Source organism: Streptomyces sp. NPDC085937 (assembly GCF_044540535.1).
GTDB lineage: Bacteria > Actinomycetota > Actinomycetes > Streptomycetales > Streptomycetaceae > Streptomyces.
Genome location: NZ_JBITSH010000008.1, coordinates 206,779 through 224,810, shown reverse-complemented (window position 1 = coordinate 224,810; position 18,032 = coordinate 206,779). Strand labels below are relative to the sequence as shown.

The following is an 18,032-nucleotide window of genomic DNA, read 5'->3' as shown; positions in this document are numbered from 1 at the left end:
GCGGCTGGGCATGAGCCCCTGGCGAGCGTCCGATGTCTCACCATGCGATATCGCGAAGGGGGGATTTTCGGACGTCGATAGACTGAGCGGACCGCAGCGCACACATATGTGGGCGGACTGCGGACAACGACGGACTGAGCGAGGAGCGCACGTGGGCCTTGTCGTGCAGAAGTACGGAGGCTCCTCCGTAGCCGATGCCGAAGGCATCAAGCGCGTCGCCAAGCGGATCGTGGAAGCCAAGAAGAACGGCCACCAGGTGGTCGCCGTGGTTTCCGCGATGGGCGACACGACGGACGAGCTGATCGATCTCGCCGAGCAGGTATCCCCGATCCCTGCCGGCCGCGAGCTCGACATGCTGCTGACCGCCGGAGAGCGGATCTCCATGGCCCTGCTGGCCATGGCGATCAAGAACCTGGGCCACAACGCCCAGAGCTTCACCGGCAGCCAGGCAGGTGTCATCACCGACTCGGTCCACAACAAGGCCCGCATCATCGATGTCACACCGGGCCGGATCAAGGCCTCGGTGGACGAGGGCAACATCGCCATCGTCGCCGGGTTCCAGGGCGTCAGCCAGGACACCAAGGACATCACCACGCTCGGCCGCGGCGGCTCCGACACCACCGCCGTCGCCCTCGCCGCCGCGCTCGAGGCCGAGGTGTGCGAGATCTACACGGACGTCGACGGTGTGTTCACCGCCGACCCGCGCGTGGTGAAGAAGGCCAAGAAGATCGACTGGATCTCGTTCGAGGACATGCTCGAACTGGCCGCCTCCGGCTCCAAGGTGCTGCTCCACCGCTGCGTGGAGTACGCCCGCCGGTACAACATCCCGATCCACGTCCGCTCGTCCTTCAGCGGACTGCAGGGCACGTGGGTCAGCAGCGAGCCGATCGAGCAAGGGGACAAGCAGGTGGAGCAGGCTCTCATCTCCGGTGTCGCGCACGACACCTCCGAGGCCAAGGTCACGGTCGTCGGCGTGCCCGACAAGCCCGGCGAGGCCGCGTCGATCTTCCGCACGATCGCGGACGCCGAGATCAACATCGACATGGTCGTGCAGAACGTGTCCGCCGCGTCCACGGGCCTGACGGACATCTCCTTCACCCTGCCGAAGACCGAGGGCCGCAAGGCCATCGACGCCCTGGAGAAGAACAAGGGCACCATCGGCTTCGACTCCCTGCGCTACGACGACCAGATCGGCAAGATCTCCCTCGTCGGCGCGGGCATGAAGACCAACCCCGGTGTCACCGCCGACTTCTTCACGGCGCTCAGCGACGCCGGCGTGAACATCGAGCTGATCTCGACCTCCGAGATCCGCATCTCGGTCGTCACCCGCAAGGACGACGTGCCGGAGGCCGTGCGCGCCGTGCACAGCGCCTTCGGCCTGGACTCCGACAGTGACGAGGCCGTGGTCTACGGAGGCACCGGCCGCTGATGACCGGCACCGCAGGACCCGGACGTTCCGGGCGGCCGACGCTCGCGGTCGTGGGAGCGACCGGGGCCGTCGGCACGGTCATGCTCCAGATCCTGTCCCAGCGCGCGGACGTCTGGGGCGAGATCAGGCTCATCGCCTCCCCGCGCTCGGCCGGCCGCAAGCTGGCCGTGCGCGGCGAGGAGGTCGAGGTGGTGGCGCTCACCGAGGACGCCTTCGACGGGGTCGACGTCGCGATGTTCGACGTGCCCGACGAGGTCTCCGCCGAGCGGGCGCCCGTCGCCGCCGCCCGCGGCGCCGTGGTCGTCGACAACTCCGGCGCCTTCCGCATGGACCCGGACGTGCCGCTGGTCGTCCCCGAGGTCAACCCGCACGCGGTGCGGAGCCGCCCGCGCGGCATCGTCGCCAACCCCAACTGCACCACCCTGTCGATGATCGTCGCGATGGGCGCGCTGCACGCCGAGTTCGGCCTGCGCGAGCTGGTCGTCTCCTCGTACCAGGCGGTCAGCGGGGCCGGTCAGGCCGGCGTGCGGACCCTGCGCGAACAGCTGTCCCTGGTGGCCGGCACCGACCTGGGCACCCACCCGGGTGACGTACGGCGGGCCGTGGGGGACAACACCGGGCCGTTCCCGGAGCCCGTCGCGCTGAACGTCGTGCCGTGGGCCGGTTCGCTGCGGGAGGACGGCTGGTCGTCCGAGGAGATGAAGGTGCGGGACGAGTCCCGCAAGATCCTCGGTCTGCCTTCCCTCCCCGTCGCGGTCACCTGCGTGCGCGTCCCCGTGGTCACCGTGCACTCCCTCACCGTGCACGCCCGCTTCGAGAGCGAGGTCACCGTCGACAAGGCCCGCGAGATCCTCGCGACCGCCCCCGGCGTGGTCCTCTTCGACAACCCGGCCGCCGGCGAGTTCCCCACCCCCGCCGACGTCGTCGGCACCGACCCGACCTGGGTCGGCCGGGTCCGCCGGACCCTGGACGACCCGACGGCGCTGGAGCTGTTCGTGTGCGGGGACAACCTGCGCAAGGGCGCCGCGCTCAACACCGCGCAGATCGCCGAACTCGTGGCCGCCGAGCGGTCGGCGCCCTAGCCCCTAGCCCCTGGTGTATACCCCCCGCCGGTAAAAGTTCTGGATCACAGAGGATTCATTTGTAGGATCTGTGAGGAACTTGTGGACCGGTTCCTCGGTCCGGACCACTTGAACATGCAACTTCCTGGGCCGAGGATTGCAGACGAGGATTCACCTCCCCGCCACCCGCAACCGAGCGGAGGGCGGGGAGCGTCTTTGCGGTCACCCTTATCCGGGGCGTGGGGACGCTGCTTCCCAGGCGTGGGGACGTCTGGAACCGGGCGTGGGGACGTCCGTTCATATGAAACACAGGGGAAGAGCGGGTCGCATGAGGGCATTCGATGTGCTGTCGGTGGTGCTGCCTGACGCGGGTGGGCGGTGGACGGCACCGGTCGGCGCACACGTGACGCCCGGCACGTACAACCCTTACGGGGGGAAGCGTGTCCAACTGGCGTGGCAGAGGTACTCGACTTCACAGCGCCGCGCGGCACGGCCCTCCGGCCGCCCCGCGCCACGCTCCGGCCCCGCGCGGCCGGCGCGTCCGGTGGCATGCCGGTGATCGCGCCCATGCCCGCAGCGCGCCCCGCCCGCATCCCCGGTCAGCGCGACGGCGCCGACGACACCGTGGCGGCCGGTACCACGGTCGACCACCTCACCGAGACCTATCGCACCCACTACCGCTCCCTGCTGGGACTCGCGGCGCTCCTCCTCGACGACACCGCCTCCTGCGAGGACGTCGTGCAGGAGGCGTTCATCCGCGTCCACTCCGCCCGCAAACGGGTCAGGGATCCCGAGAAGACGCTGGCCTACCTGCGGCAGACGGTCGTCAACCTCTCCCGTTCCGCGCTGCGCCGCCGCATCCTCGGCCTGAAGCTGCTGTCCAAGCCGATGCCGGACATGGCGAGCGCGGAGGAAGGGGCGTACGACCAGCTCGAACGCGACTCCCTGATCAAGGCGATGAAGAATCTGCAGCGCCGCCAGCGCGAGGTGCTGGTGCTGCGCTACTTCGCCGACATGACGGAGGCCCAGGTCGCCGAGACCCTCGGCATATCGCTGGGCTCGGTGAAGGCGTACGGCTCACGGGGCATCGCGGCGCTGCGGGTGGCCATGGAGGCACCGGCATGAGCGAGGGCCAGGACATGCGGGACCCACGGCACGAGGAGCGTGAGCCGGAGGGTTCGCGCGGCACGTCCGCCGGCGCGGGGGGACCCGCGGCCGGTCAGGAGCCAGCAGACGGCCGGGACTCCGCCGGGTCCGGGGACGGCCGGGAGCCCGCTGACGGTCCGGACTCCGCCGGGTCCGGGGACGGCCGGGAGCCCGCTGACGGTCCGGACTCCGCCGAGTCCCGGGATTGCCGGGAGCCCGCTGACCGGCAGGAGCCTGAGGACGGGCAGGAGCCCGCTGACCGGCAGGAGCCCGCTGAGTCGGAGGCCGGTCGGGAGTCCGCTGACCGGTGGGAGCCTGTTCAGGCCGGGGACAGCCGGGACTCCGCTGGCCGGCGGGACTCCGCCGAGTCCCGGGACGGTCGGGAGTCCGTTGACGGTCCGGAGTCCGCAAGCGGCCGGGTGTCGGATGTCGTCGAGGACTCCGGCGACGCCGCCGGCGACGGTGCCGGGCGTGCAGAGGCCGGCGAGGTCCCGCCCGTGTCGGGGCCCGCGCCCGGACACGGACCCGCGCGCGGCCCGGAACACGAGGGCGTGCCCCTGGCGGACGGGCTCGCGCGGCTGCGCGCGCTCGTGACACCGCCCGGGCAGCACCCGACACACACGCACGCTGGGAACGGAACTGTGAACGACGGCCGGGACGAACGGAGCCCCGAAGGGCTCGACTCGGACGAGCTGCAACTGCGCGCCCTGCTGCACCAGGCCGTCCAGGACGTGGAGCCCAGCGACGGCACCCTGGACTACCTGCGCCGGGCCGTCCCCGCCCGCCGCGCGCGCAAACGCCAGGCCCTCGTCGGCGCGGCCGCCGCCGCGCTGTTCCTCGGCACCGCCGTCCCCGCGCTGGTCCACGTCTCAGGCGCCGTCGGCTCGGACGCCAGCCCGTCCGCCGTCGGCCACGCCTCGCAGGCCCAGGGCGGCACCGGCCAGGGCAAGGACCCGGGCCAGGGCGAGACCACCGCCGGCGGCGCCTCCGACGAGGTCGAGGGCGACGACGAGGGCGGCAAGAAGGAGGGGGACAAGGCCGGCACCGACGCCGGTACCGGCACGGGCGCGACCGAGGGCACCGACCCGTCGGCCGGCACCACGGCGGCCGCCCCCGCCTGCACCGGCGCCCAGCTCGGCCCGGCGACCGCGACCAGCGCCGCCCCCGACTCCGCGGGCGCGGTCTACGGCTCGTTCCGGGTCGCCAACGTCTCCGAGGCGAGCTGCACCGTGGAGGGCGCGGGCTCCGTGGGCGCGGCCCCGCAGGGCGCGGCCGACGCGGCGAAGATCGGGACGGCCCGGCATGTCGCGGGTGACGCGGCGGCCGGACTGCCCGACCCGTCCCTGGAGGCGGCGACCCTGGTGCTCAAGCCGGGCGACGCGTACGAGGTGCGGTTCGCCTGGGTGCCCTCCGAGACCTGTCCGGCGCCCGGTGACACCACGGGAGGCGGCACCGGCGGTCCGACGGCGGATCCGACGCCGTCCGAGAACCCGACGAACACGGCCGGCGCGACGACCGGCACCGGCAGCGGCACGGCGACGCAGCTGCTCCGGGAGGACGGCGGCACCGAAGGCAGCGTGACGGTGACCTACACGGCGGTGACGGGCTCCGGCCCGGCCGCCGCGACCGTCGCCAACGCCTGCGCCGGCACGGTCTACTGGACGGGGCTGCTCACGCCGGTCGGCTGACGGGGGGCCTCGTCGCCGTCGGTCCCGCCGGCGGCCTGCGGCTTCCCGCCGTCGCCGCCGTCCCCGTCGGTGTCCCGCCGCTCACCGCCGTCGCCGTCCGTGTCCGGGCCGAGGCCCAGCTCCGCGTCGCGGGCGAGCTCCACCTCGCGGCGCAGCAGCCGGAACCACATGAAGATCACGAAGCCGACGAAGGCGAACCACTCGGCGGTGTAGCCGAGGTTCTGGAACGCCTTCAGGTCCAGCCCCGTGCCGCCGGGCGCGGCCGCGGGCACCGCGCTCATCCCCGAGTCCCCGCGGTTGAGCGTGACCCAGGCGTCGTACACGTCGTACGGCACGAGGTTGACTAGGGTGGCCGCGCTGATCGCGGCGGTCTGGCCCTCGGGCAGGCCGCTGCGGCTGCTGACGCCGTTGCTGCCGGGGGTCTCGGACGCCTGGAGCGCGCCCGTGACGGTGACCTGGCCGGCGGGCGGCGCGGGCACCTTCGCCGGGTCCGGCTCGCCGGGCAGCCAGCCGCGGACGACGGGCAGCGCGCGGCCGGTGTCGGTGCGCAGCAGAGTCAGGACGTAGTAGCCGTGCTTGTCGTCCAGCGTGCGGTCGGGCACGAGGAGCTGGGTGTCGTACCGGCCGGTCACGGTGGCCTGCTTGCCGGAGGTGGCCTTGGTGACGGGCAGCAGGTCGTCCAGGGGCCGGGCCGCCTCCTGCTGGGCCGAGGTGACGCGCTCCTCCGCCTCGCGGTGGTTGTCCACCCGGTCCTCGAACCGGCCCAGCTGCCAGGACCCCATGAAGATGCAGAAGGGGATGGAGAGCAGCAGGAAGACGTTGATCGCCCACCAGCGGGGGGTCAGCAGAAACCGGTACACGCCCTCAACGGTACGGGCCCGCGGACGGTTCCCGTCCCGCGGGGTCGGCTGCGGCGTGGCCTCCGGGCGGCCTCGGGTGAGAGGTCCGGTGGAAGTTCCGGAGGAAGTTGTCCACAGGCTGGGGACCTCGGACGCACGAGGGGCGTCCGGACGGGCAGTATGGGGTCATGACTGAGAGCAACGGGTCCGACGCGCCGGACCGGGCGGACCACCAGACCGAGCGAGTGCAGCAGACCGGGGAGATGCCCGACTGGGAGAAGCGCTTCAGGGCGCCCCGGGTGTCCCTTCCCGACTGGGCGGAGGACGCCCCCGACCGCTCCCTGTTCGTGTCGAACGCGACGGGGACGTACGAGCTGTACGCCTGGGACCGGGCGACCGGCGAGCAGCGCCAGGTGACCGACCGGCCCAACGGCACGACGGACGGCGTGCTCTCGCCCGACGGCGAGTGGATCTGGTGGTTCGACGACAAGGACGGCGACGAGTTCGGCGTCTGGCGCCGTCAGCGGTTCACGGGCGGCGAGGACGAGCTCGCCGCCCCGGGCCTGGACCCCTCGTACCCGGCGGGCCTGGCGCTCGGCCGCGACGGGCGTACGGCGGTCGTCGGCCGTTCCACCGACGAGGACGGTACGACGATCCACCTGGTGCGCGGCGGCGAGGCGCCGGTCGAGCTGTACCGCCACCGTGAGTCGGCGGGCGTGGGCGACCTCTCCTACGACGGTTCGCTGATCTCCGTGGAGCACACCGAACACGGGGACGCGATGCACTCCGCGCTGCGCGTGATGCGCCCCGACGGCACGACGGTCGCCGAGCTGGACGACACCCGGGGCGGCACCGAGGAGCTGGGTCTGGAGGTGCTCGGCTTCGCCCCGGTCGAGGGCGACACCCGGCTGCTCATCGGCCATCAGCGGCGGGGCCGCTGGGAGCCCCTGGTGTGGGACGTGGCGACGGGCGAGGAGACGGACCTGGCGCTGGACCTGCCCGGTGACGTGAGCGCCGAGTGGTTCCCGGACGGCTCGGCCCTGCTCATCGCGCACGGCTTCGAGGCGCGCGGCGAGCTCTTCCGCTACGACCTGGCGGAGCGCCGGCTGGAGAAGATCTCCACCCCGCGCGGCGCGGTCTCGGGCGCGACGGCCCGTCCCGACGGCAGCGTCGAGTACCTGTGGTCCTCGGCGGCCCAGCCCCCGGCGGTGCGCTCCACGTCCGGTGGCGTGGTCCTCGACCCGCCCGGCATGAAGTCGCCCGGCTCGGTGCCGGTGGAGGACGTGTGGGTGGAGGGGCCGGGCGGCCGTATCCACGCGCTGGTGCAGAAGCCGGCCGGTGCGACCGGCCCGCTGCCGACGGTCTTCGACATCCACGGCGGCCCCACCTGGCACGACAGCGACTCCTTCGCGGCCGGCCCGGCGGCCTGGGTCGACCACGGCTACGCGGTGGTCCGCGTCAACTACCGGGGCTCCACGGGGTACGGCCGGGCGTGGACGGACGCCCTGAAGCACCGGGTGGGCCTGATCGAGCTGGAGGACATCGAGGCGGTCCGCGCGTGGGCGGTCTCCTCAGGGCTGGCTGACCCCGCCCGGCTGATCCTCACCGGCGGCTCCTGGGGCGGCTACCTCACCCTGCTCGGTCTCGGCACGCAGCCGGACGCGTGGGCGCTGGGCATCGCGGCGGTCCCGGTCGCCGACTACGTCACGGCGTACCACGACGAGATGGAGGCGCTGAAGGCGATGGACCGCACGCTGCTCGGCGGCACCCCGGAGGAGGTCCCCGAGCGCTTCGAGGCGTCGTCCCCGATCACCTACGTCGACCGGGTGAAGGCCCCCGTCTACATCTCGGCCGGGGTGAACGACCCGCGCTGCCCCATCCAGCAGATCGAGAACTACGTCAAGCGCCTGGAGTCCCGCAACGCGGTCCACGAGGTGTACCGCTACGACGCCGGTCACGGCTCGCTGGTGGTCGACGAGCGCATCAAGCAGATCCGCCTGGAGCTCGATTTCGCGGCCCGCCACCTACCGTCCTGACCCACGGCTCCGCACGCCGGAAGCGGCCCCGCCCCGGCCCTGGGCCGGGAGGGGCCGTCCCATCAGCGGACCCGCCCCATCGTGGCTCCAGGCCGGGCGCGGACCGCCCGATCGCGGCTCTGGGCCGGCAGCGCGCCGCCCATCCCGGCTTCCCTATGCCGGGGCGGGTTCGGTCCGCCCCCGGCACACGGTCCGCCGTGTCACGTCGTGCTGCGGGTCCGGCGCCCCAGCAGCTCCGCGAGTCCCCTGCGGGTCGCGGCCAGCACGATCCGGTCGCCGGCCCGCAGGACGTAGGTGGCCGGCAGGTCCCACACCAGCCCGGACCCCGGCGCGTCGGCCGCGGCAGCGCCGCCCCGGGCCGCCGTGTCCAGCGCCAGCACCCGCCAGGCCCCGGGCCGGAACGCCTCGGCGACCGTGCGCCCCTCCAGCTGCGGATGCCCGTTGACGACGAGCGCCGCGAACAGCAGCACCCGCCGTTCCACGGGGATCGCGCCGAGGATCTGCCGCCCCATCATGGCCCCGGCGAAGGCGGGCGCCGCCAGGTGCGACACGCTCCGGCTGCGGGTCAGCGCGGCGGGGTGCGCCATACGCAGCGTCCGGTAGACGGCCTTGGCGAAGTCGTCGTCGTACAGCCGCAGCACCGCGCGCAGGTCGGGGCGCACCGAGCGGGCGTACAGCACGGACTCCAGGTTCGTGGTGTCGATGCTGGTCAGGGCGAGCAGCGCGTCCGCGCGGTGGATCTTCGCCGACTCCAGGACGCCCTCCTGCGTGACGTCCCCGACGACCACCGGCACCCGCAACCGCCGTGCGACGGCCACGCCGCGTGCCTCCGGGTCGGCCTCCACGCACACCACGGGGATGTCCAGCTCACGCAGCCGGGTCAGCACCCGGGTGCCGATCTTGCCCAGCCCGAGCAGCACCACGTGTCCGCCGAGCCCGCGCGGCGGCTTGCGCAGCGCCGACGCCGTACGGAACGTGCCGAGCGCCTCCAGGACCGCGGCCAGCAGCACCGGCAGCAGCAGCAACCCGACCAGCCCCGACAGCAGTTGGAGCACCTGCTGTCCGGTCGGTGCGTCGAGCGCGGGCTCGTTGATGGCGAACAGGTCCAGCAGCGTGACGTAGATGGCGTGCAGCGGGTGGTCGTCGGTCACCAGGATCAACGCCACCGCGAGCGCGACGACCGCGGCGACCAGTCCCGCCAGCGACCAGCGCAGCCGCGCCGAGAACAGCGAGGCGAACGGCGGGACGACGCCGCGTCGGGAGGGCAGCGGGGGACCGGAGTACGACAGCTGCTCCAGCACCACCGTGCCGCGTCCGGTCGCCGCCGCCACCGCCTCGGCGTCGGGCAGCAGTTGGGGCCCCTGGTCGCCGCTGTCCTCCGAACCCTCGGCGCCGGCCGGGTCGTTGCTCGTCGCGGACAGCAGTGCCAGTGTGCACAGCCCGGGGTCGGCCACCTCGCCGGGGCCGGGCGGGCGTCGTTCCACCGCGCGCAGCAGCAGTCCCTCGGCGTCGACGACCTTGCTGGTGCCGACGAGGGCGGTGGCGACCAGCGCGGGCGCGGCCGTGTCGGCGTCGGACAGCACGGTCGTCGCGTTGTCGTGTCCGTGGCCGGCGCGTCCGGGGGAGGTGCCGCCCGCCAGTTCGGCGGCCTGGTCGAGGAGTGCCTCGATGTGCTGGCCGAGGCGCCGGTTGTAGAGCCGGAGCACCAGGCGGAGCCGGGGGTTGAGCCGGCGGGCGGTGAGCGCGGCGCGGATGTTGGTCTCGTCGTCGTCGTACACCAGCGCCAGCGCGGCGGCCCGGTCCACGCCCGCGTCGGCGAGCGCGGCCTCGGTGGGTTCGGCGGCTTCCAGCACCCGCTCGCCGGGGACCAGGGTGTCGTCGGAGCCGCCGTTGCCCCGGTTGACGGCGGTCACGACCCGGTCGAGCAGCGCGGCGGAGGCCGCACGGGCCCGTCCGGCCATCGGCTGGGGCGCGCGCCCGGCGGAGGGCACCACGAGGACGACCTGTTCGCGGTACACACCGCGCAGTTCGGCGGCGAGGCGGTGCGCCAGCCCGTCGTCGCCGCACACCACCATGTGTGCCGAAGGGTCGCTGGGCGGGGCGGGGTTGGGAAGGAGGCTCACCACAGGGCAGAAGACTGCCTGATGACGGCGCGTGGTTCCAGGGAGCATGGCGTGCGCACACCGGTCGAGCGGGGCCACGCCCGCGGCAGGGCGCTGCTCACCGTGGGGTGAGCGGGGTGCCGGGGGAGGCGTCGGCGACGCCGTGACCGTTGGCGTGAGGGGTGCCCGCGCGGCCGGAGGGTTTACGCAGGTCGTACGCATAAGCGACAAAGATGTAATTTGTCGTACGGTAAACTTTACTCGGTCTTGGCGCTCCGTTGAGCCGTCGGACGCTCAGTCCGCAGGCAATCGACCTGGATGCGAGGGGGGACGTGACATGAACCGACGCGCAGTACGGCGCGACCCGAACCGGCCCGTACGCATCGACATCACCCCCCGCGACAGCGTTCCCGAACCGGACGCCACTCACTTCGGCGCCTGACCGCCCGGCCGCCGCCCCTCCGTCAAGGGTGCGGCAGCCGCCCGTACGCACGCCACCCGCCCGCTCACGCCGGGCCGCCCCGGCGTCGCGTCGTACACGGACCAGGACACCCCGCCGTCACCCGTCACCGCACCCCGCGGATCCAGCGCGCGACCCACGGCCTCCCGCCGTCCGCCCGCTCGCACCACCCCAGCCCTTTTCAGGCACTGACGCCGCCGTCACCGACCCGGAGGACCGACGCCCGTGCACAACACCGCCACCATGCTCATCGAACTGGGCGCGATCATCCTCGCCCTCGGCCTGCTGGGCCGCCTCGCCGGACGGGTGGGCTTCTCGCCCATCCCGCTCTACCTGCTGGCCGGACTCGCCTTCGGCCACGGCGGCATCCTGCCGTTGCAGGCCAGCGAGGAGTTCACCGCCGTCGGCGCCGAAATCGGCGTCATCCTGCTGCTGCTCATGCTGGGCCTGGAGTACAGCGCGTCCGAACTGGTCACCAACCTCAAGACGCAGTACCCGTCCGGGGTGGTCGACTTCGTCCTCAACGCGGTGCCCGGCGCCGTGGCGGCGCTGATCCTGGGATGGGGTCCGGTCGCGGCCGTCGCGCTGGCCGGCGTCACCTGGATCTCCTCCTCGGGCGTGATCGCGAAGGTGCTCGGCGACCTGCGCCGGCTCGGCAACCGGGAGACACCGGTGGTGCTCGGCGTCCTCGTCATCGAGGACCTGGCGATGGCGGTCTACCTGCCGATCCTCACCGCGGTGCTGGCGGGCGCCGGCCTGGCGGGCGGCTCGGTCACCCTGCTGATCTCCCTCGGCACCGTGGGCGCCGTGCTCTACGTGGCGCTGCGTCACGGCCGTCTGATCAGCCGCGCGGTCTCCTCGGACAACGCGGAGATGCTGCTCCTGGTCGTGCTCGGCCTGACGCTGCTCGTCGCCGGTCTCGCCCAGGAACTGCAGGTCTCGGCGGCCGTCGGCGCGTTCCTCGTGGGCATCGCCCTGTCCGGTGAGGTCGCCGAGGGCGCGAGCAACCTGCTCACCCCGCTGCGGGACCTGTTCGCCGCCGTCTTCTTCGTCTTCTTCGGCCTGTCCACCGACCCGGCCGACATCCCGCCGGTGCTGGTCCCGGCCCTGCTCCTGGCCCTCGTCACCACGCTGACCAAGATCGCCACCGGCTGGTACGCGGCACGCCGCGCCGACATCAAGGGCGCGGGACGCTGGCGTGCGGGCGGCACGCTGGTGGCGCGCGGCGAGTTCTCGATCGTCATCGCGGGCCTCGCGGTCGGCGTCGAGCCCCGCATCGGCCCGCTGGCCACGGCGTACGTCCTGATCCTGGTGGTCGTCGGCCCGCTCACCGCCCGCTGGACCGAGCCGCTGGCCCGCCGCCTCACCGGCGGCCGGACGGAGACGCCGGTGGAAGCGGAGCGGTCGACGCCGGAGCCGGCGAAGGTCTGACGGTTGGGGGCCACCGGTCACTCCTGACCGGGCCCGCCCGGCGGGTCACGCCCGACCGGCCGGGAACGCGCGCCGGGCCCGCCCGGCGGGTCACTTCGACCGGCGTTCTCAGCGGGTCACCCCCGGTCGGTCACTTGTGACCGGGCCCCCACGGATCACTCCCGGTCGGTCACTCCTGACCGGGCCGCCCACGGATCACTCCCGGCCGAGGATCTCCGCGGCGACACCGACACCCTCACGCGTGCCGATCACGATGAGGGTGTCGCCGCCGGCCAGCCGGAAGTCCGGGCCCGGCGACGGGATCGCCTCGGCACGGCGCAGCACGGCCACGATGGAGACGCCGGTCTCCGTGCGCATGCGGGTGTCGCCCAGCAGGCGCCCGTTCCAGTGCGAGGTGGCCGCCACTTCGATCCGCTCGGCGACCAGGCCCAGTTCGGCCGTCGCCAGCAGGTTCGGGCTGTGGTGCGAGGGGAGCAGGGCGTCGACGACGGCCGCCGCCTCCTCGGTGTTCAGACGCAGGCACAGCGCGGTGTCGTCCGGATCGTCCCTGCGGTAGACGTTCAGCGTCCGGGAACCGTCGAGATGGGCGATCACCGACAACCGCCGCCGCTCCCGCGTGACGAGGTCGTACCGCACACCGATCCCCGGCAGCGGAGTGTGCCCCACGCGCCCAGCGCCGCCCATGACCGTCCCCCTACACCTGAGTTGACCTACGGGCCATGACCGACGGCACCCTACGGCACGCGCGGGCCGACGTGTCATCCGGGCCGACCTCGCTCCTTGATACGTGATGGCACGTGTATTGACATACGTCTCGTTGTACATGGAGGTGGGCTCGTGGGCAGAACCGTCATCGACCTCGACGACGACGCCTTGGAGGCGGCGGCGAAGGAGCTGGGCACGACCACGAAGCGGGACACGATCAACACCGCCCTCAGCGAGATCGTGGCCTGCGATAGCCGCCTGCGCGCCCTGCACGAACTGCAGGACCTCGCGGACGAAGGCGCCTTCGACGCCGAACTCCTCCTCGACAAGCGCATCTACCGGGGCGGCTCCGCGCGGTGACGGTCGCCGACTACCTCATCGACACCTCGGCTCTTGCACGCATGCTGCTGCGTCGGACGACGGAGGAGCTGTATGTCGCCGGCCCCGAAACCGCCGGCGGCCGAGCACACCGCCACAGGACCGGTGCCGCTGGAGTCGCTGGCGTCCGTGCTTTTGCTCAGCGACGGCGCGACACGTCTCGTCGACCGTTTCGACCTCGCCGACTGGGCGGACGTGCCGCACGTGCTCGGTCCCGTCGGCCGGACGGCTTCGACCGCCGTGTGCGTCGGGAGGTAGGGAGGGCGATCCCGGCGGGCAGCGGTGGCCGCGCGGTGCTGCAAGGAACGGGAGGCGACGGGTTTCCACTGGGTGCCCTCTCAGGAGCCGTAGGGCCGACCGTAGAATCGAACGTGTGAGCGATCAACTGTCCCGACTGGAGCTGCTGCGCTTCGCGCGCCGTGTGGTCGTGCAGCAGGCGACGGCAGCCGTACGGCAGCTCGACGGGTGGATCGCGGACGAGGAGCGGCGCGAGGCCGAGCGGCGCCGAGGTGAGGAGATGCGGCCGTCACCTCCGGAGTGGCTGCTCCAATACGGGCTCAACCGAAGGAACGTGGACGCCGTCCATGTCGGGGACTGCTGGGCTGCCGCGAAGTCGGGCCGGTGTCGTCCGGCATCCCGCGGACAGGTGGTTGAGGCTTTGCGGCACGGCGTAGTGGCGTGCGTGCACTGCCGTCCGGACACGGCACTCGGTCTGCTGGACAACCCGTGATGCAGGAGCGGGCGGACGGGGTGACCGTCCAGAGCTACAGCGGTGCTGGACTCCGCTGCTGCACACATACGTCAGAGGCCACGTACCAAATACAGTACGTGGCCTCTGACCAGCGTCGGGGTGGCGGGATTTGAACCCACGACCTCTTCGTCCCGAATGAGGTTCGGTTGGGGTGCCTGCCAGCTTCGAAGGCGTTTTCGCAGGTCAGGTGGGTGGGATCGGTTGGTGTCGCGGGGCCTGGAAGGGGTTCGGGGAGCGGGTCGGCTCCCAGATGGCTCCCAGGGCGTGATGCCCGCCGGCGGCATGTAGGTCCATGCCAACGCACCCACGCGTCGACCACAACGAGGGCCAGGGATTCCGTGCTCGGAGGGCCCTCCGCTGATGGGCGCGCACGCTGTTCGAGCGCCGGGCCGCTCAGTCCTTCACAATCTCACCGTTTGCTGTTGGCGTGGGAGCCTGCGGCGGCAAGCGCTTGGTCTTCGGCTTCTCGAGTTCCAACCGGACCTTCACGTCGTCGAAGCTGAGGTCCGGGGTTCCGATACGTCCCACCGAGCGGCTGTACGCGATGAGCATCGCCTCCGAGAACGGGCTGTCGAGGGTTGCGACACGTCGCCAGGTTCGTGCCTCGGCGAGCGGGACGGATACCACGTTCTCGAAGTCGACCAAGAGGTCGGGGATGTCGAGGTAGCCAGGAAGAGCGCGGTACCGGTTCTGCTTGTCCCCGAAGACCTGTTTGGCCTGGTCCTTGTGGCTGTTGCTCTTCGAGCTGGCCAGCCATGTGGCGATCACTGGAGACTCCGACTCCTCGCCGTCCTCGATGAAGATGCGATCAGCCTTGGCCAGGCGAACGTACTGTGCCTTAGCCTTACGAGGTCTCGCCACGTTGGCGTCCGGGTGGTCCTCATACAGGTCGCAAGCGGGTGTGAGGACGATCCACCAATCGCCCTCGGGACTGACCACGAGGTCCGTGGCGGTGAGGTGGTGGGTCACGCACGGCTTCAGATAGACCCGAGCGGCAGAGGGTTGGCCGGCAGTTGCGACAGCCTCGCTGTCCCCGGCGTAGCCCAGTTCGCTGGGGCCGTTCTCCCTGAGCTCGGCCGCGAGGCGGTTGACGATGATCGGGGTGATCTCGTGGGGATCAGCACCCGCCATCTCGTGCCAGTGCGGGGCCACGACGTCACGGAGGAAAATGCGGACCTTGCGCTCGACTAGACCCGAGATACGGCGCCTCAACTCCGACACCCCCGAGAGCAGCCCGTCCCTGACCGCGGGCGCGACCTCGTCCCAGGCGTTCTTGGTCACCACACGGATGAGTGGAGGCTTCTCCAGGTCACGCACCTGCTGGGGGACAGCTGTGAAGAAAACCACGGGCAGCCACCGCGCGCCGGCGATGGCGTCGTACAGTTCGTGTCCGCGTCCTTCGACGGCAGCGGAGGGTATGCCATCGGCGGCGTCGCGGACGTCGAGGATGACCAGGTCGAAGTCCTCGTCGATCAACCGCTGCTCGGCTGCGGCGAAGTCCTGCTCGGACTCGAAGTGGATCTCCCCGAGGTCTGTGAGCTCCTCGGACAGCACCTCGCGAAGGTCCGCGATCATCTGGGCGTCGTCATCGACTATGAGCACCCGATACGCAACGTCCGTCGACGTCACCCAACTCTCCTTCGCAGTCGTGCCCGGAAACTCGCACCCGAGAGGGTGCCGGGGCTCACCAGCCCCAGTTGGCCGTCGTAGAAGTCCTTCACGACGCTGCCTGCGATGCTGAGACCAAGGCCGACGCCATCCGGCTTTTCACTGAAGTAGGTATCGAAGATCAGGTCCTTGATCTTCTCGCGCACCCCAGGGCCGTTGTCGCTGACCGTGATGTCGACCACGTCCAGTTCGCCCTCGTGATTGCGCTCCGTCTCGATCAGGATCTCGCGGGGCGTGCCCTTGGGCATGGTGGAGAGCCAGTACACGGCGTTGCTCACGAGGTTGACCACAAGAGTCCTGATGTCACCCGGCTCGGCGGTGACGATCACGTCCTCCCCGCTGATCTGCACATCTACACCATGCTTGGTGATCTCCGACTCCAGCACGTCAACGGCTTCGGAGATGCTCTGATGCAGAGAGAGCCGGCGGGGCCGTCCACGCTTCCGTCCACTGAGGGGCTCGATGCGAGTGAAGAGCCGGTCGAGAGCCCTCTCCTGTGCGGTGAAGTCCGTCCGCAGCTTGCCCAGCGCAGCTGACAACTCCACATCGTGTGCCTCGACCTTCGTGGTGATCTTGCCGAGGCGGCGAAGGCCCACGCCGATGCGGGAAAGGGCCGTACGTCCGTCGTGGAGGACAACATCGACCAGGGTTCCCAGGGTCGCGAGGCGGGAGAACTGGGCGATGACCTCCTGTACCTTGCGTACGCCTTCGTTGATCGTCTCCGTGGCATCCTCGATGGCCCGACTGAGGATGATGTCATCTGGGTGCCGCTCTGCAGCGACCTGTCGCAGCGGGTCCAGGTTGAAGTTCTGAAAGAGCCCGTGGCCCCTGCCTTCGGACGGCCCGGCAAGGAGCGGAGGGTCCGCCGGAGCAGTGGGTTCCCGACGCAGCCGGTAGCGTTGCGTTTCCAGCCGGGCAACCGCCTGGAGTATGACTGCCTTCAGTTCCTCGTACTCCGGAGTGTCGATCAGCCCTTCACGGTGCGAGCGGTCCAGGAGACCGGGGTTGTCATCAGCCGAGATGTAGACGAATCCCGCCACTTGCCGGTTGGAGAGACGCAGCGTCGGGTTGTTGATGCGTCGCTGGTCGAAACCAAGCCAGTCGAACCCAGGTTCCCCGAACGGCTGCACGCGGAAACCGTCCCGGTACAGGGCCACACCGCTGTTGTTCCGGATGAGTTGCCGTACGTCGTTGGCGTTCCTCGCGCTGGTGTCGAGTGCCAGCAGCGGCTTGATGGCCGACGACTCAAGGTCCCAGACTCGGAAGTCCAGTTTCAGTGGGCCACACGAGGGCCTCTTCGAGTCCTTCCGGAGGTTGTCCTGGACGACCTCTACCGGTTCTTCGTCGCCGGCGTAAATGGCCAGGCGCGCGTCCCCGTCAGCATCCACGGCGCCGACGAGGCGATAGCGGGGATGGGCCAGCGTCTCACTCGCAGCAACGAACCCGCTGAGGTGCCGGAGCGGCCCCTCCGGAGTGTCGATGTAGATCGAGAACTCCGGCTGGTCCGGCACAGAGAGCTCGGCGGGAGGCGGCGGAGGGAGGAGCCTGGACAGGGAACGCTTGAGCACCTCGATCTCGTTCGTTCCCCAAGCCGTGCGAAGCCTCTCGAGTCGGACCACGGTGCCGTGCGCCGCGTCGACGGCTGTAGCGGGAGCTGACTGAAATTCCCCGAGGACCTCGGAAAAGGTCTGCGCTGCTATGCCTCCGTCTACAAAGACGGTCGGAGTGGTCGTGGACAGAGAAACCGGAACCTCATCCAGGTACGCGTCACCCTCCGTGAAGTCCCCCCAGTCGATACGAAGGGTGACTTCCTGCTCATCGACCCGCCGAGTCGTGATCGTGGCGATATGGCCAAGCCGAGCTGAGGCGAACCGGCCGATGCCCTTGGCGCCCAACACGCGACGCCCACCTGACTCACTGCGTGGGTTCCGGTGCCTGTGCGGGGTGGCGATCTCCATCCACGTGCCACGCACCGTGGCCGGCGACATGCCGTGCCCGTTGTCCCAGACCTCGATCGAGCCCTCACCTTCTTCAAGGGGAGGGTTGAAGCGGATCAGGACGAGGCTGGCGTCCGCGTCGTAGGCGTTCTTCACCAGCTCGGTGAGGGCGACGCGTTCGTTGCTGATCAGCTCTTCGCCGAGCGTGCTCATGAGCCGGGCTCGCGGCCGGAGATACGCCTTCGCGCTCTCGGAGTCCACCCACGCCCCCGCTCGTCAACTGTCCGCCATGCCCTGCAGTGTGCAGTGGGGCAAGATTCTACTAACTACCCATCAATGAAGCGGGTCTCCGGCCGTCGCGGGTGGCCAAAACCGTGCATAAGTTCACGCCGACTCGAACG

The 18,032-nt window shown here is 71.1% G+C and carries 14 protein-coding genes; 9 read left to right on the top strand and 5 right to left on the bottom strand.

Annotation, left to right across the window (positions count from 1 at the left end; all coding sequences use genetic code 11):
* Positions 1 to 151: 151 nt before the first annotated feature.
* From ACIF8S_RS19195 to ACIF8S_RS19180, 4 genes are all read left to right on the top strand, one after another.
* Positions 152 to 1,429, top strand: coding sequence for an aspartate kinase (locus ACIF8S_RS19195; RefSeq protein WP_024885759.1), 1,278 nt, complete (start codon positions 152 to 154; stop codon positions 1,427 to 1,429).
* Positions 1,429 to 2,511, top strand: a complete 1,083-nt coding sequence (locus ACIF8S_RS19190; RefSeq protein WP_400000230.1) for an aspartate-semialdehyde dehydrogenase — start codon at positions 1,429 to 1,431, stop codon at positions 2,509 to 2,511. Before ACIF8S_RS19195 ends, ACIF8S_RS19190 begins: the two co-directional genes overlap by 1 nt.
* Before the next feature lie 432 nt (positions 2,512 to 2,943).
* A complete protein-coding gene (locus tag ACIF8S_RS19185; RefSeq protein ID WP_400000229.1) occupies positions 2,944 to 3,615 on the top strand; it encodes a SigE family RNA polymerase sigma factor in 672 nt (223 codons plus the stop codon).
* A 662-nt stretch (positions 3,616 to 4,277) separates the two neighbouring features.
* Positions 4,278 to 5,324 (top strand): hypothetical protein, encoded by a 1,047-nt coding sequence (locus ACIF8S_RS19180; RefSeq protein ID WP_400000227.1) that lies wholly within the window; start codon positions 4,278 to 4,280, stop codon positions 5,322 to 5,324.
* On the opposite strand, the gene ACIF8S_RS19175 is transcribed toward ACIF8S_RS19180, so the two are convergent.
* Positions 5,291 to 6,184, bottom strand: a complete 894-nt coding sequence (locus ACIF8S_RS19175) for an SURF1 family protein (RefSeq protein WP_400000225.1) — start codon at positions 6,182 to 6,184, stop codon at positions 5,291 to 5,293. The genes ACIF8S_RS19180 and ACIF8S_RS19175 overlap by 34 nt on opposite strands.
* A 167-nt stretch (positions 6,185 to 6,351) precedes the next feature.
* On the opposite strand from ACIF8S_RS19175, the gene ACIF8S_RS19170 reads away from it, so the two are divergent.
* On the top strand, positions 6,352 to 8,199 hold the full coding sequence (locus tag ACIF8S_RS19170) for a prolyl oligopeptidase family serine peptidase (protein WP_400000224.1): 1,848 nt from the start codon (positions 6,352 to 6,354) through the stop codon (positions 8,197 to 8,199).
* Between the two features lie 200 nt (positions 8,200 to 8,399).
* Here ACIF8S_RS19170 and ACIF8S_RS19165 read toward each other — a convergent pair whose 3' ends face one another.
* Complete coding sequence (locus ACIF8S_RS19165) at positions 8,400 to 10,274, bottom strand: NAD-binding protein (RefSeq protein WP_400000378.1); 1,875 nt, start codon at positions 10,272 to 10,274, stop codon at positions 8,400 to 8,402.
* 712 nt (positions 10,275 to 10,986) lie between these two features.
* Here ACIF8S_RS19165 and ACIF8S_RS19160 point away from each other — a divergent pair.
* On the top strand, positions 10,987 to 12,192 hold the full coding sequence (locus ACIF8S_RS19160) for a cation:proton antiporter (RefSeq protein ID WP_400000222.1): 1,206 nt from the start codon (positions 10,987 to 10,989) through the stop codon (positions 12,190 to 12,192).
* 195 nt (positions 12,193 to 12,387) lie between these two features.
* Here the strand turns inward: ACIF8S_RS19160 and ACIF8S_RS19155 are convergent, their stop codons facing one another.
* The gene (locus tag ACIF8S_RS19155; protein ID WP_400000220.1) at positions 12,388 to 12,876 is read right to left on the bottom strand and encodes a cation:proton antiporter regulatory subunit; all 489 of its coding nucleotides are present in this window, start codon (positions 12,874 to 12,876) and stop codon (positions 12,388 to 12,390) included.
* A gap of 153 nt (positions 12,877 to 13,029) precedes the next feature.
* Here ACIF8S_RS19155 and ACIF8S_RS19150 point away from each other — a divergent pair, with 153 nt between their 5' ends.
* From ACIF8S_RS19150 to ACIF8S_RS19140, 3 genes are all read left to right on the top strand, one after another.
* On the top strand, positions 13,030 to 13,257 hold the full coding sequence (locus ACIF8S_RS19150; protein ID WP_400000218.1) for a type II toxin-antitoxin system VapB family antitoxin: 228 nt from the start codon (positions 13,030 to 13,032) through the stop codon (positions 13,255 to 13,257).
* A gap of 72 nt (positions 13,258 to 13,329) precedes the next feature.
* Entirely contained in the window at positions 13,330 to 13,533 is a 204-nt protein-coding gene (locus ACIF8S_RS19145) for a hypothetical protein (protein WP_400000216.1), read from the top strand.
* A 115-nt stretch (positions 13,534 to 13,648) separates the two neighbouring features.
* Entirely contained in the window at positions 13,649 to 14,005 is a 357-nt protein-coding gene (locus tag ACIF8S_RS19140) for a DUF6233 domain-containing protein (RefSeq protein ID WP_400000214.1), read from the top strand.
* 414 nt (positions 14,006 to 14,419) lie between these two features.
* Here the strand turns inward: ACIF8S_RS19140 and ACIF8S_RS19135 are convergent, their stop codons facing one another.
* Together ACIF8S_RS19135 and ACIF8S_RS19130 are read right to left on the bottom strand one after the other, a co-directional pair.
* The gene (locus ACIF8S_RS19135; RefSeq protein WP_400000212.1) at positions 14,420 to 15,655 is read right to left on the bottom strand and encodes a hypothetical protein; all 1,236 of its coding nucleotides are present in this window, start codon (positions 15,653 to 15,655) and stop codon (positions 14,420 to 14,422) included.
* Entirely contained in the window at positions 15,652 to 17,892 is a 2,241-nt protein-coding gene (locus ACIF8S_RS19130; protein ID WP_400000211.1) for an ATP-binding protein, read from the bottom strand. The genes ACIF8S_RS19135 and ACIF8S_RS19130 overlap by 4 nt, the downstream gene beginning before the upstream one ends.
* Positions 17,893 to 18,032 lie beyond the last annotated feature (140 nt).

Bases quoted from the DNA above. Each gene is read 5' to 3' on its own strand.
- ACIF8S_RS19145 (WP_400000216.1), top strand. From the start codon at position 13,330: ATGTCGCCGGCCCCGAAACCGCCGGCGGCCGAGCACACCGCCACAGGA.
- ACIF8S_RS19190 (WP_400000230.1), top strand. From the start codon at position 1,429: ATGACCGGCACCGCAGGACCCGGACGTTCCGGGCGGCCGACGCTCGCG.
- ACIF8S_RS19155 (WP_400000220.1), bottom strand. From the start codon at position 12,876: ATGGGCGGCGCTGGGCGCGTGGGGCACACTCCGCTGCCGGGGATCGGT.
- ACIF8S_RS19170 (WP_400000224.1), top strand. From the start codon at position 6,352: ATGACTGAGAGCAACGGGTCCGACGCGCCGGACCGGGCGGACCACCAG.
- ACIF8S_RS19165 (WP_400000378.1), bottom strand. From the start codon at position 10,274: ATGGTGGTGTGCGGCGACGACGGGCTGGCGCACCGCCTCGCCGCCGAA.